10 protein-coding genes and 1 pseudogene are annotated in these 13,165 nt (G+C 69.7%); 5 read left to right on the top strand and 6 right to left on the bottom strand.

Annotated elements, in window-relative coordinates; translation table 11 throughout:
* Nucleotides 1-285: 285 nt before the first annotated feature.
* The 5 genes and pseudogenes from P3T34_RS38740 to P3T34_RS38720 all read left to right on the top strand — a co-directional run.
* Nucleotides 286-504: pseudogene (locus P3T34_RS38740) on the top strand (histidine kinase); the annotation flags it as partial.
* A 252-nt stretch (nucleotides 505-756) separates the two neighbouring features.
* Entirely contained in the window at nucleotides 757-1,599 is an 843-nt protein-coding gene (locus P3T34_RS38735) for an IS5 family transposase (protein WP_280671398.1), read from the top strand.
* A 138-nt stretch (nucleotides 1,600-1,737) separates the two neighbouring features.
* Nucleotides 1,738-2,406: an MBL fold metallo-hydrolase gene (locus P3T34_RS38730; protein WP_280671396.1), complete on the top strand. Its 669-nt coding sequence runs from the start codon at nucleotides 1,738-1,740 to the stop codon at nucleotides 2,404-2,406.
* A gap of 265 nt (nucleotides 2,407-2,671) precedes the next feature.
* Nucleotides 2,672-2,911, top strand: coding sequence for a hypothetical protein (locus tag P3T34_RS38725; protein WP_280671394.1), 240 nt, complete (start codon nucleotides 2,672-2,674; stop codon nucleotides 2,909-2,911).
* Nucleotides 2,912-2,931: 20 nt separating this feature from the next.
* Nucleotides 2,932-3,798 carry a DUF317 domain-containing protein gene (locus tag P3T34_RS38720; RefSeq protein WP_280671392.1) on the top strand — a complete coding sequence of 289 codons (867 nt, stop codon included), beginning with the start codon at nucleotides 2,932-2,934 and terminating at the stop codon, nucleotides 3,796-3,798.
* Here the strand turns inward: P3T34_RS38720 and P3T34_RS38715 are convergent.
* The 6 genes from P3T34_RS38715 to P3T34_RS38685 form a co-directional block, all read right to left on the bottom strand.
* A complete protein-coding gene (locus P3T34_RS38715; RefSeq protein ID WP_280671390.1) occupies nucleotides 3,742-4,335 on the bottom strand; it encodes an alpha/beta hydrolase fold domain-containing protein in 594 nt (197 codons plus the stop codon). The genes P3T34_RS38720 and P3T34_RS38715 overlap by 57 nt on opposite strands.
* 195 nt (nucleotides 4,336-4,530) lie before the next feature.
* The gene (locus P3T34_RS38705) at nucleotides 4,531-5,451 is read right to left on the bottom strand and encodes a substrate-binding domain-containing protein (RefSeq protein WP_280671388.1); all 921 of its coding nucleotides are present in this window, start codon (nucleotides 5,449-5,451) and stop codon (nucleotides 4,531-4,533) included.
* Nucleotides 5,452-5,626: 175 nt separating this feature from the next.
* Entirely contained in the window at nucleotides 5,627-5,761 is a 135-nt protein-coding gene (locus tag P3T34_RS38700; RefSeq protein ID WP_280671386.1) for a hypothetical protein, read from the bottom strand.
* A 78-nt stretch (nucleotides 5,762-5,839) separates the two neighbouring features.
* Nucleotides 5,840-6,988 carry a cytochrome P450 gene (locus P3T34_RS38695; RefSeq protein WP_280671384.1) on the bottom strand — a complete coding sequence of 383 codons (1,149 nt, stop codon included), beginning with the start codon at nucleotides 6,986-6,988 and terminating at the stop codon, nucleotides 5,840-5,842.
* A 1,647-nt stretch (nucleotides 6,989-8,635) separates the two neighbouring features.
* A complete protein-coding gene (locus tag P3T34_RS38690) occupies nucleotides 8,636-11,596 on the bottom strand; it encodes a condensation domain-containing protein (RefSeq protein ID WP_280671374.1) in 2,961 nt (986 codons plus the stop codon).
* 31 nt (nucleotides 11,597-11,627) lie between these two features.
* Complete coding sequence (locus P3T34_RS38685) at nucleotides 11,628-13,139, bottom strand: amino acid adenylation domain-containing protein (protein ID WP_280671372.1); 1,512 nt, start codon at nucleotides 13,137-13,139, stop codon at nucleotides 11,628-11,630.
* Nucleotides 13,140-13,165 lie beyond the last annotated feature (26 nt).

Here is a 13,165-nt window from a genome sequence, read left to right as displayed (position 1 = left end):
CCTTCCAAGTCGCCTCGCACCACCGAAGCTTCGATGTGTCGTCAGTCTGCCACTGCCCGCCGGACTCCCCGGGGTAGTTGGTGCCGAGCCCGACCAGTGCGCTCTCCGAAGACCTGCGACTCCGCCCAGCAGCGACGTAGGGTGACCGTTGTTGAAGCTCAGTGCGTGGTTACGGTCGTGGGCTCCCCAACAGTCAGGGGCCTCAGGGACGCCTCAAGGCCCTTGGCGCAGTCGGACACAGAGCAGGGGAGAGCGCCTGTGGGTGGGGACCAGGTACCGTCGCGGATGCCGCAGTTGCGGTTGGACGAGCTGCTGGAGGAGCTCCAGGCGCGCATCGACGCGGCCCGGGGCACTCGTGACCGGGTCCACAGCCTGCTGGAGGCCGTACTGTCGGTCGGCCGGGAGCTCGACCTCGCGCAGGCGCTGCGGCGGATCGTGGAGGCGGCCGCCGTGCTGGTCGACGCCCGCTACGCGGCGCTGGGCGTGATCGGTCCCGACGGGCAGACACAGATGGAAGGCTGAGGTATCCAAGACCAAGCTCGCCGACGCCTTGTGGCCCGTCCTGGAGCAGAAAATCGTTGCCTCGCTGCTGAACCCGGACGCTCCACTGCCTTCGATCGCGAGGGTACCTTCGAAACCAGATGGTGCTTAGAGGTCGCGCAGATTGGCGGGCTGATGCGAGCCACCAGGCAGACGGAACGGGCACAGGTTCCGTGATCATGGAGTTGCGACGCTCTGTGATCTTGGGGGAGACCTGTGCCTGTGCTGCCATCCTGGCTGACCGAACCGCTGTGGGACCAATTCGCCGCCATGCTGCCGCAGCGGCCGGAATTCGATCCGGCGCACCCGCTGGGCTGCCACCGGCGCCGGATCGGCGACCGGCTCGTCTTCGACAAGCTGCTGCAGGTCCTCCGGTTCGGCTGCTCCTACGAGGCGATAGCGGACTCCACCTGCTCGGCCACGACGATCTGCAACCGCCGCGACGAGTGGATACGCCTGGGGCTGTTTGCCCGGCTGAAGCAGATCGCGCTCGGCGCCTACGACCGCATCGTCGGTCTCGTCCTCGACCAGATCGCCGTGGACGGCGCCATCACCAAGGCCCCGGGCGGCGGCGAGGCGGCCGGACGCTCACCGGTCGACCGGGGCAAGCAGGGAATGAAGCGCTCGGGCATGACAGACGGCTACGGCATCCCGCTCGGCCGCGTCCTGGCCGGCGCCAACCGCCACGACTCCCCGCCGCTGGCCCCAACTCTCGATCTTCTGAGCGAACTTGGTCCTCTGCCCGACGAGATCACCGTCCATCTCGACGCCGGCTACGACTCGGCCAACTCCCGTATCCTGCTGGCCGAGCGTGGTCTGCACGGCTGGATCGCTCGCAAGGGGATCAAAGCTCCGATCCAGGCCACCCACCGGTGGCACATCGAGCGCACGCACGCCTGGCAGAACGCCTTCCACCGGCTCGCGCGCTGCTATGAACGCCGGACCAGCGTGATCGTGGCCTTCTTCGACCTCGCCGACACGATCATCATCGTACGCAGCCTGATCCGCCGAGCCTGGACCAGTCACGGCTGGGCAGCGCGCCCCCAATGCCGACCATGACCAGGCACCCATCTCCATCTGCGTCCCCCGGCCGCATGGAGAACGCGCATGGGCGAGCTGGATCACATCTCCGCACACCTGGTGAGCCGTCAGCGAACGAAGGCATAGCGGCGGGCCCGGCCGCGCAGGCTTGGGGGTATGGATGTGATCGAAGTGCGGCCGAGGCTGCACATGCTCCGCTTCCCGGTAGGGACCGCTTATCTGTGGCGGGACGGCGACCGGCTGACCCTGATCGATACCGGGACGGCGGACTGCGCGACGGAGATCGAGGAAGTGCTAGAGGGCGAACTGCGGCGGATCGTTCTGACGCACTGGCATGAGGACCACGCGGGCTCGGCCGCCGAACTGGCCGCCCGGCACGGGGCGGAGGTGGTGGCGCATCGGCTGGAGGCTCCGGTGATCCGGGGCGAGGCGACCGGGGCGCCAGCGGTGTTGGAGGAGTTCGAGCTATCTATCAGAGCGGCTCTTCCGCCGCTGCCGCCAGCTCCACCGTGCCGGGTGGACCGGGAAGTCGAGGACGGCGACATCCTGGACTTCGGTGGCGGGGCTGTGGTCATCGCGGTGCCTGGACACACCGAGGGGTCGATCGCGCTCCACCTGCCTGGACCGGGCGTGCTGTTCACTGGCGATACGGTCGCCAACGTCGGCCGGACCATGCTCGGTGTCTTCAATACCGACCGCGCCCGTGCCATCGAGTCGCTGCACCGGTTGGCCAAGCTGGAGGTCGAGACGGCGGTCTTCGGGCACGGCGACCCGATCGGCCGCGGCGCGACGGCTGCGCTGCAGGCAGCAGCAACAACGGTGTGACCGTGCCCCACTCGGCGCAATCGCAGGTTCCGTGATCACGGGGCCATGACGCTCCGTGATCACGGAACCTGCATTTGCCACGCCTGCCCACCGGACAAAGCTGTCGCCTATCTGTGCGACCTCTTAACTGTCTTGGGCTTCTTGGTCACGCCGGTAGTGTCACACTCCGCGGCCCCAGTCTGCTGCCCGTTCTGCCAACCTGGGGAGCAGGGATCCGCTACACGATCTTGCATGGCCGTCGTCGTCCTGCCTCAACATGCTGCACTTGGCAGAGAACAACCCTGCCCAGGCCACCCGGTACTGGCGGCCTGCCGACCTGGCCCGCCTTCCCATCCAGGCCACCGCGACGCTGACCGCGCCGAGCCCCCTGAAGGTCGCGCGGATGCGGGCAGCGACCGCCCGCTCCACACCCGCGCCGAGGCCGAGCACCTCCGCGCTCGCCTACACCACCGTCACCCGGCCTGCGGCGCTCCCGAGGCCCGCGCTCGCCGGCCGAGCCCGCTGACCCGCCGCGAGGACCCTGCCATGCCCAACACGCCTGACACGCCTCGCGAGTACCGGGTCGCCCCGCGCTACCTCGCCAACGCGGACGCCGACGGTTCCGAAGCCGTCCAGCCGCTGGTCGACGCCGGCTGGGCTTTGAGCCAGGACGACGAGGGGAACACCTTCGTCGTCTCACCGGACCTGCGCGCCCGCGTCGCGGACTTCACCACCGCACTCGCCGACGCCTACACCCACGGCCCCGGCGCGTACCTGAACCGCGACGACCGGACCGTCGGAGTCGAGACGTGCCTCGGACTCCTCGCCGGAAAGTGGAGCCTGAACCCCGCCACCCCCTTCCTCACCTACCAGTCCCCGGACCGTTTCGTCCGACTCCACGTCCAGGACAAACCCTTGCGGCACGACGCCGAGATGGCCAGCGACACCGAGCGCTGGCTGTTCGAGGCCGGACCGCCCGGCCAGTTCTGGTACGCCACCGCCTCCTCGCGCCTGCCCGAGCACCTCCTGCAGGCGCTGACCACCGCCGTCACCAACCCGGCCCCGGTCCACCGGTCCATGCGGCGCATCGACCTGGCCGACCTTCCTGCCGTGGCCACCGCGACGCCGACCGCGCCGAGCCCGCTGGAAGTCGCGCGCGTCCGCGCGGCCACCGCCCACTCGACCACCTCCCCTTCCTCGCGCCCCCCGCTGGAGGCCCTCCACCTTTCAGACCTGGAGGGCGAGCTACTGGAGAAGGTGTTCGGGGTGCGGGCTGCGGCGCTGGATCACCAGCTCACCGGCGCCCGCCGGTCGAGATCGACCAGCGGGCGCCGGCGGTATCGGTCGTGCGAGGTATCAGCTGAGCCGCTTGGCGAGTTGGGCGTAGAGCCCGGTCAGGGCGGCGGCGGGTGAGACGGGGAACATGTTGAGGAACCCGTGGATCAGGCCGTCGTAGTTGCGCACGAAGACGTCCACGCCCGCCTTGCGCAGCGCATCGGCGTAGGCCTGGCCCTCGTCGCGCAGAGGGTCGAACTGCGCGGTGCCGACGATCGCGGGAGCGAGGCCGGCCAGGCTTGCCGCGTTCAGCGGGGAGACCTGGGCGGAGCCGCGGACAGCGGGGTCGTCGCCGGCGTAGAGGTGCTGGATGTCGATGAGGTTCTCGGTGGTGAGCATGTACCCGGTGGCGTTCTCGACGCGCGAGGGGTAGGTGCCGGTGAAGTCGGTGGGCGGGTAGGCGAGCAGCTGGGCGGCGAGCGGGAGGCCCTCGTCGCGGAAGGTCTGGGCGATCACGGCGGCGAGGTTGGCGCCCGAACTGTCGCCGGCCGGGGCGCAATCGCCGGCTGGCGCCACGGGAGTGACCGCGCGGTGCGCGGCCGCCGCGGCGAGGGGCTGCGGGAACAGGACGAGCAAGGCTGATGCGAGCGCGAGTCGCACCTGTCGAGCGGTCAACCTGGGATCCTCGATTGGGGTGGGGACCTGTTCTGCCAGAACCTAGAGGACCCCGACCAGTCGCAGTCCCTGCTCATCTTCACCGCGACGCATGGCGCCGACAGCTACGACAAGCTGGATCTGTTGAACGTCCTCGGCGCGGACAGCTTCCCGATCGGCTCACGCACCCGGGGACGGCGGCACCGGACTCGTGAACTACTGCTCCAGGCCCAGCCGGAAGGCGTGGTAGGGGATACGACGCTCCCACGGCTCCCAGTGAGCCGTCCGCTCCGGCGTGATCATGTGTCCGATCGGGCCCGCGATGCACAGTCCGTCGAGGACCTCCTGCCGCACGGCGGCGCGGATCACCAGATCGGCGAGCTGCTGGCCGTTGCCGGTGACGTCGACATCCCACGTACCGGCGCTCAGGCCGCCCCGGACGGCCTGGACGGCCGCGGGCGTCCCGTTGCGGGACACCATGGCCACTTCGCCCAGCCGTCCGGTCTCCCTGAGGGCCTCGACGGCGCCCAGCATGGTCTCGTCGTTGTAAGGGATGAGGCCGTCGAGTCGGGGGAAGTCGGCCAGGATATTGAGTGCCTTCTGCCGGCCGCCCTCAGCCACATCGCTGACGTTCTTGTACCGGGGGTCCTCGGGGTCGTTCACCAGGTGCAGGCCCATCAGGCGCAGTCCCCGCTGGAGGCCCATGACCAACTCGTCGTCGTCCACGGAGCCGGGGCCGCCGATCACGGCGACGTCCGCTCCGGTCGGCAGCAGCGCGGCGAGATGCTCGGCCATGTAGACGCCGTGGTTGAAGTTCGGATAGACGATGGACGCGGAAACGGGATAGTGCGGGCGCTCCAAGGTGATGACGGGGATGCCCTGCCGCATCGCGGCCGCCGCCCCCACCGCTGCGGAGTCGGGGGTGACCACCCAGACCACGATCGCGTCCACCCCCGCCTTGACACCGGCCAGCATCGCGGCGTCGGCGGTGTCCGGCCAGTCCTTGTCGCGGAAGTCGGCGCAGATCACCCGCAGTTCGATGCCGCTCTCGGCGAGCCGGCACTGCAGACCCTGGCCGACCGCGTCGACGGCCGCGTTCGCGCCGTACTCCATCGGGCTGACGTACAGGACGCGCATGGTGGTCGATCTCCCTGCTCTCGGGCCGGTGACGGTGAGTCATGCCTTGTTCCCGCGCGTGGTTCCCGCCGCGCCAGTGGGTCTGGCGGTTCCAGAACGATCCGCGTCGCGGGAGCGCGGCGCGGATCGTCGGTGACCTTGCTTCACCGCCGGCCCAGGGGCTTGGCGGTGTTCCTTACGCCTCGTGCGTCCGGTAGGCCACGCTCTGCAGGACCTCCTGGGTGATCTGCGCGAGCGGCGCGGTGGCCGCGTCCTCGGTGAGCAGTTCCTCAGCGCTGGGCAGGGCCGAGGGGTCGATGTCATTGGACATGTCGGGCTCTCCTCTACTCTCGGGTATCTCCTGGTGCGGATTCATCAATCGCGTCGATTGCCGACGGCGGAGTGATGGTCAGGGGCCCAGTTCCAGGTGCACCCACTCCGGTCCCCACATCACGGGTACGGCTGGGCGGCGGCGGAATACCGGGTGGGGTTCGGCCAGGCGCGCGTTGTGCTCCGGGGCGGCCAGTGCGCCGCATATCTCCTCGGTGATGGTGGTGGCCAGATGGTTGCCGAGGCAGATGTGCGAGCCGACTCCGAAGACCAGTTCTCGTCCCTGGCGGGGACGTTCGTGCTTGAAGACGTCGGGCTCCGGAAAGCGGCTGGGATCACGGCTGGCACGCAGGACCACGGTGCGCACGAATTGGCCGCGCCGAATGGTCTCGCCGTTGATCACGACATCTCGTGTCGCGCGCCGAAGAGCCGTTTCCACTGCGGGACAGGCGAAGCGCAGGGTCTCCCGCACCACCTTCGCGAGTTCCCGCCTGTCCTGGCGAGCCTGTTCCAGGACGGTGGCGTCGCGGAACAGGTAGTACGCCGCGGCGGCGATCAGGTAAGTGGTCGTGTAGAGGCCGGCCGTGTAGAGCGCGCGGGCATTGGCTGAGATTTCCTGCTCGGAAAGCCCCCCGCCGTGTTTGCGCCGTTCCAGCGCATGGGCCAGCACGCTTCCGGCGGGCACCGCGCGTGCATCCGCCACCACCTCGCCGATGAGGCGGTCGATCGAGGTGACAGCCTCGACGACCTCGGCCAGCAGGCCCTCCGACCACTGCGGCGTTCCGAAGGCGCCTGCCCTGACCGTGACATCCGCCCACTGGCCGAACTCGGCGCGTGCGTCCGCGGGGATGCCCACGACCTCGGCCATCACCTCGCGGAGGACCGGCTTGCCGATGTCCTCGACGACCTCGGCCCGACCGGAGGGCAGGCAGCCAGTGACCGAATCATCAACCACCTCGCGGATGGAGGGGCGCCAGGCCTCGACGGACTCCCGGGTGAAGGCGTCACGCAGCTCATGCCGTAGTCGGCGATGGGCCTGCCCGCCAGTGTAGAGCGGGATGTGCCTGGCCTGCTCCCACAGCGGTTCCAGGGCCGTACGCTCTGCCGCGGTCCCAAGACCACGGGGCAACGGAAGGAGCGGAACCTCCAGCGCGCTGCTGCGCATGACCGCCACGGCCTCTGCGTATCCCTCGACCACCCAGCAGCCCAACGAGTCGCTGAAGTGCATCCCCGGACCCGGCCGACCTGCCGCTGCCATCTGCCCAGTCACAGGGCAGTTCGGCGAGGAAGCCGTCGACGGCTTGCCGGCCACTCCCGCGGCCAGGCCGCTGTGGAGGGAGCTGTCAGCCACGGGGAACGACCACCTCAAGCCTTCTTGGCAACGCATCGGTTGAGTCGAAGATCGGTTTGTAAGGCCGCTGCGTCGCCCTTGAGTTCCGGCGGGCATGTGCAGCTGGTTTCCGCGTCATCACGCATGCTCTATCGATCGGGCGAGCGTGAGCCAGGTACGGGCAAGGAGCATGCTCGAAGCAGCGCCGAACAGAGGGGCTCCAGCCAGCCGTTGATATGGAAATCAGCCAAGTGGAGGATGAGTTACAATGGTGCAACTTTGCTGACGGCGTGTCAATACTCTCCTGGACCTGCCCGTTGACCTGGGTCTTGCATGATGGCTCGTCGGACTCCCGGCAGTCGCATCCAAGGGCTGGTGCAAACCGTCACGGGGCGTAGATGCCGTGCTGAACCACCAAGTTCGCACGTCTGTTGGCGTTAAGAGTCCTACGCCTTGTCCGCGCGCGTATCGCCCGCACAATGCCCTGCGTGCCGAAATCAATGCCTTCTGAGCACCGTCCAGGACAACAGGATCACCGAAACCCAAGCCTTCTTCGGAGGTCGCGTCCCGAAAGGGCCGGACCTCATCGCCAACCCAGGCGGGCGCGTGCTGGCGGAACTCGGCCTGAGCGCGGCCGAGCAGGTGGAACCACTCCTCCTCGCTCCAGCCCCAGAAGGTCCCGCCGGTCTCCGCGCAGGCGTCAGCAGCACTGCGACCACGTCGAGCATGGCCCGTCGGCGATGCGGAGTGGGCGGGGAGTCCATTGCGGAGTTGACCGTGCCGTTCGGCGCGGTGCGCAGGGCGACGCGCGCACCAGGGGTGATGCTGGTGGCGCGCTGGATCTGGGCGGGGAGGATGAGGCGCCCGCGCTGCCCGATCGTGACGTCAGCGGCTCGTACCGGCAGCGCAGGTCTCCCGTGGTCCACTCCGAGAGATGAACCGAACGGTCGAGGCCGGGAGGTGGCGGGCCTACCGAGGCGAGCACTTCCGGAGGCCATCGGTCGGGCACGAGCTGCTGGCGCAACCGCGAGGGCAGGGAGACTGTCGACCAGGCCAACCGACCGGCAAGGTAACGCCGCGCCACCGGCAGGACGGCGCCCCGAACCTGCACCGCGCCAGAACGACTGGATGTCCCGTGAGTGGCCGGATGTAGCGGCTGGCGCTGCGGGCAACCAATGCCATGCTGCGAAGCCGGGGAGGACTCTTGCAATGGAGGCGGGGGAAGCAGCGGAGGCGGGGGCGGGGACAGCGGGGGCGACGGCGGGAGCAGCGGCGGGGACGGGGGGTGACAGGGGTCTGGGAAGCTGCCCGACCACCGTCGTCTCGGCTCCTACGCGGCCTGGATGCCACCGACAACGAGCTTCTGGTGGAATGTCAGCCGGCTCGCCGGTACTCGTTGATGAGGCCTGCGACGGCCTGGCGACGTTTGATCCGGGTACCGACCCTGCTGAGCGGTACGCCTGCTTGTCGAAGACGGCCGGCACTGAACGCCCCGGGTCCCTTTGACGTCATGTCAAGAGAACCCGGGGCGCGCTCGGACTGCGGCTACGACCTGGTCATGACCGCCCGGTCGAGGCTCCCGGCGAAGTCGGCGAGCAGCTCGGCGAGATCGCCCGCCAGTTGGCGTGCCTCGGCGACCGAGATGAATTCACCCCGGTGAGCGACCGTACTGGTGAGCTCGCCGTTGTGTTCCGTGAGCGTCACCGTGAGGCCGAACTGCTTGTCGTGCACCGCCAGGGACTCGGTGTACACCGGTGTCAGCACGGCGCCGCCGAGTTCGGCATGGCGGTTGGTGCGCGAGTTCATGTTGAGGATCAGATCGCCGAACGGAGTGCGCCCCTCCCTCCGTTCCGGGTCGAGGTGGGCGATCACCACGTCGAAGGGCACGCTGCTGTGCTCTGTCCCGTCCAGCGCCGCGGACCGCAGCTGCCGCAGCACATCGACCACCGCGGCACCGGGGGCGAGCCTCGACCGCAGCACCATGGTGTTCAGGCACGGGCCGAGAACGTCGGCGAACCGGCCCTGGTTCCGGCCGCGGGAGGCGATCGGGACCTCGAAGGTGATGTCGCTCTCGCCGCTCCATCGGTGGAACACGACCGCCAGTGCGGTCGCCGCGACGATGAACCAGGAGACGCCGAGTTCGGCCTGGACCGGCTGCAGTCGGCCGAGCAGTCCCCCGCCGGTCGCCATGGCCACCGACCCCTCCTCCTGCGGCGTGGCAGACGTAGGGACGTCCACATACGCCGGGGCACCGGACAGTGCGTCGGCCCAGTACCGTAGGTCCGCGGCCCAGGTCCCGTCCGTCTTCTCGGCCTGCTGCGCGGCGACGAACTCCCGGTACTGAACGGCTGCGGGTCCGGCCGCCCGTCCTTGCCGGGCAGCCGCATGGCACCGCTCCAACTCGGCGAGCAGGATGGGGATCGACTCACCGTCGATCACCAGATGGTGCACGCAGACCAGCAGGGCCCGGCGCCCGGCGCCGAGGTCGGCGACGGCCACCCGCAGGAGCCGACCGGACTCCGGATCGAACCTGCGCGTCGCGGCGTCCGTCAGCCAGGCGGTGATGCCGTCGTCAGGGCTCGCGGTGCCCCGCAGGTCGAGTTGCTCGATCTGCGGCTGCCACGGCTCTCCCACCTGCTGCACGAGCGCGCCGTCGCGCTCGACGAACCGGGTGCGCAGGATTTCATGGCTCTCCACCAGCATCGCCAGCGCCTTGCCCAGCAGGTCCGGCTCCAGCACGCCGGAGGTCTTCCACGCCAGGCAGACGTTTCCGCGCGCGGACTCGTCGGACTGTTCGATCAGCCAGATCCGCTGCTGGAAGTTGCTCGCGGGGACCTCCGCGCCGTCCGGCGCGACGGCGGCGTCCGGACCGGTCACCTCAGCGGTCGGGCCGACCGTCGCCAGGACCTGGTCCGTGAAGTCGCGCAACCGGGGGAAGGTGAACAGCACCCGGATCGGAACCTCCACCCCGAAATGCTTTCCCGCCTGTAGCGTCAGCGCCTCGGCCAGCAGCGAATGCCCGCCCAGCTCGAAGAACGAATCCTCGGGGCCGATCCCCTCGAAACCCAGTACCTCCTCCCACACCGCCGCCATCTCGGCCAGCCCACCGGACCCGGCCCCATCCGGCCTATCGGTCGGTACGACGGCCGGCACGACGGCCGGCTGGGGGGCCGGCTGGGGGGCCATCGTCGGCCTGGCGACGTGCCCGAGGACCGGGGCGAGGGTCGTCCGGGGATCGGCCGCGATGGTCTTCAGGATCGCCAGGTAGTCCTCGGCCAGGTCCGCCACGGCGGCCGGGCCGACCGCGCCCGTGGGGTCCTTCCACAGCACATGGGTACCGCCGGTGTCCTCCCTGACCATCACCGCGAGCGTGTACCCGGCGGTGCTCTCCACGTCGAGCATGCTCAGCGTGCAGGAGGTGCCACCGGAGCGCAGTTCGAGGTTCTGCACATCGACGTCGGCGCGCTGTCCCGCGTGCCAGTACTGGAACAGGGACTGATGGGTGTGGGCGCGGGCCTGCGGACCGGTGAAACCCGCCTCGCGCATGATGGCGGGAAGCGGAAGCTCGCCGTGGCTCAGGGACTCCTTGACCGCGGACCGCAGCGCGCGTATCAGCTCCGCATAGCTGTCGGTGGCTCGGAGCCGGTGCCGGATCGGCAGCGGGTTGACGAAGTAGCCGACCGTGTCCCGGAGTGAGGGGTCGGTCCGGCCGTGGAACGGGATGGACACCATGAGGTCGTCCAGGCCGCTGTGCCGCCGAAGCAACGCGAAGTAGGCACCGAGCAGCACGGTGAAGTAGGAGCACCCCAACTCCTCCGCGCAGGACCGGAGATGGTCCGCGAGTTCGGGAGGAACGTCAGCGCTGAACATGGTGCGCCGAGGCTCCGGGCCAGGGTTGGACGGCAGGGCGAGACCTGGGGTGCCGGAGCCCAGTGCCCGCTTCCAGTAGGCGCGGTGCGCGTCTCCGGCCTCGGTGTCCGCGAGCTCCCGGGACCGGCGGGCGAACGAGGTCAGTGTGTCGAGATGGTCGGACGGGCGCAGTGCCTCACCGGCATAGGCCCGCCGGAGCCCGTCCAGCATGATCAGGACGGAAGCGCCGTCGAACACCAGGTGGTGGACGACGAACAGGAGCGCCGTCCAGTCCGGCCCCCGCAGCACGTACACCCGTGCCAGCGGCCCCGAACGGAGGTCGATCGGCACCTGCCACGCCTCCCGCGCCGCCTCCATCACGTCGGCCGTCACGGTCCGCTCGATCACCGGGATCTCGGGCGCCTGCGCCCAGCTCACCACGGGGCCGTCGTGGGCCCGGGCGACCCGGGCCCGCAACTGGGGGTACGCCTCTCCCACGGCGGCCACGGCCTGCCGCAGCCGCGGCACGTCCAGCTCCCCGCGCACCAGGAACGCCAGGGGGATGATATGGCTCATCTGGTCGGGTTCGAGTTCCCAGGCGATCCACATCGCCTCCTGGCCGACGGACAGCGGGATGCCCTGCTGCGGCGTGCCCATGCCGTGCTCTCCTTGCGTAGTCGGTAGGCGTTCAGGCATCGAGCTCGGCCAGCGCCCGGCGGTCGGTCTTGCCCGACAGGCCCAGGGGAAGTCCCGGCAGCTGCACGAACCGGCTCGGCACCATATGTGCGGGGAGCACCGCACGCGCCCGCTCGGCCAGCACCGCGCCGGGCAGATCGGTGTCGGCGGTGTAGTAGGCGGTCAGGATCTGCCCGCCGATGCGGCTGCGACCGTTCACCACTGCCAGGTCCCCGACCTGTTCCACCTGCCGAAGCACCGCCTCGATCTCGCCCAGCTCGATCCGGAAGCCGTTGATCTTCACCTGGTCGTCGGCCCGGCCGGCGTAGCAGAACACGTCGGCCCCGGTGCGGGTGGCCAGATCGCCGCTGCGGTAGAACAGCCGCGTCGGTCCGCCGGGCAGCGCCAGCGAACGGAACCTCTGCGCGGTCAGCTCGGGCCGGCCGACATAGCCGAGCGCGACTCCCTCACCGGCCACCCAGATCTCGCCGACCGCGCCGCGCGGCACGGGCACGCAACTCTCGTCCAGTACCTGGAACTCCCAGCCGCGCAACGGCTCCCCGAGGTCGGTGGCGAACTCCCCGCCGCTCGGGGCGGCGTCCAGTTCGGCATCGCCGAGCAGCCTGGTGCTGACGAACACGGTCGTCTCGGTGATGCCGTAGGTGTTCACGAACTCGCAGCGCCCGGGCACCGTCTCCCGCCAGTCGCGGACCGCCGCCACATCGACGGCCTCCCCGCCGAAGATGATCCGTCGCACGGTGACCGGCGGCAGCGGCGACTGCCGCACCGCGGCCGCCAGATAGCGGAACACCGAAGGCACGATGCTGACCACCGTGACCTGCTCGCGCACCAGCAGTTCGGCGGTGGCCCGGGGCGAGAGAGCGGTCTCCGCCGACACGATCACCAGGGTCGCCCCGGTCGCCAGCGCACCCCACATCTCCCAGACGGAGAAGTCGAAGCAGTACGAGTGGAACAGTGTCCACACGTCGTCGCGCTCGAAGTCGAAGCGCTCGCGCACGGCCTCCACCATCGCGACCACGCTGCGCCGACGCACCTCCACGCCCTTGGGGCGACCGGTGGAGCCCGAGGTGTAGATGACATAGGCGGCCGCATCCGCGTCGGTCTCCGCGGGCTGCCACACCGGTGGTTGCGCCGACCAGTCGACGCGGTCCACCCGCAGGGTGGCCTCGGCCGACAGGCCCTCGGGCAGCTCCCGGTCGGACAGGACGACCGACAGGCCGCTGTCCGCGGCCACGAACCGCAGCCGCTCCAGCGGATAGGCCGGATCGATGGGAACGTAGACATGGCCGGCGGCGGTCACCGCCAGTACGGCGACCACGAGGTCCACCGTGCGCCCGAGATGCAGCCCGATCCGCACCGGACCGCTCGGGCACTGCTCGCGGATGGCCGTGACCAGCACACCGACCCGGTGGGCCAGTTCCGCGTAGCTGAGGGTCTCCCGCTGGTCGCGGACCGCCGGGCGCTCACCGGCCAGGGCCGCCTGATTGCTGAACAGTTGGAACATCGCCATCCGTTTCCTCGTGCCGGTAG

The sequence above is a fragment of the Kitasatospora sp. MAP12-44 genome (genome assembly GCF_029892095.1).
Classification (GTDB): Bacteria; Actinomycetota; Actinomycetes; order Streptomycetales; family Streptomycetaceae; genus Kitasatospora.
Note: the sequence above shows the minus strand (reverse complement) of the source record. Positions and strands in the feature narration are given on the sequence as shown.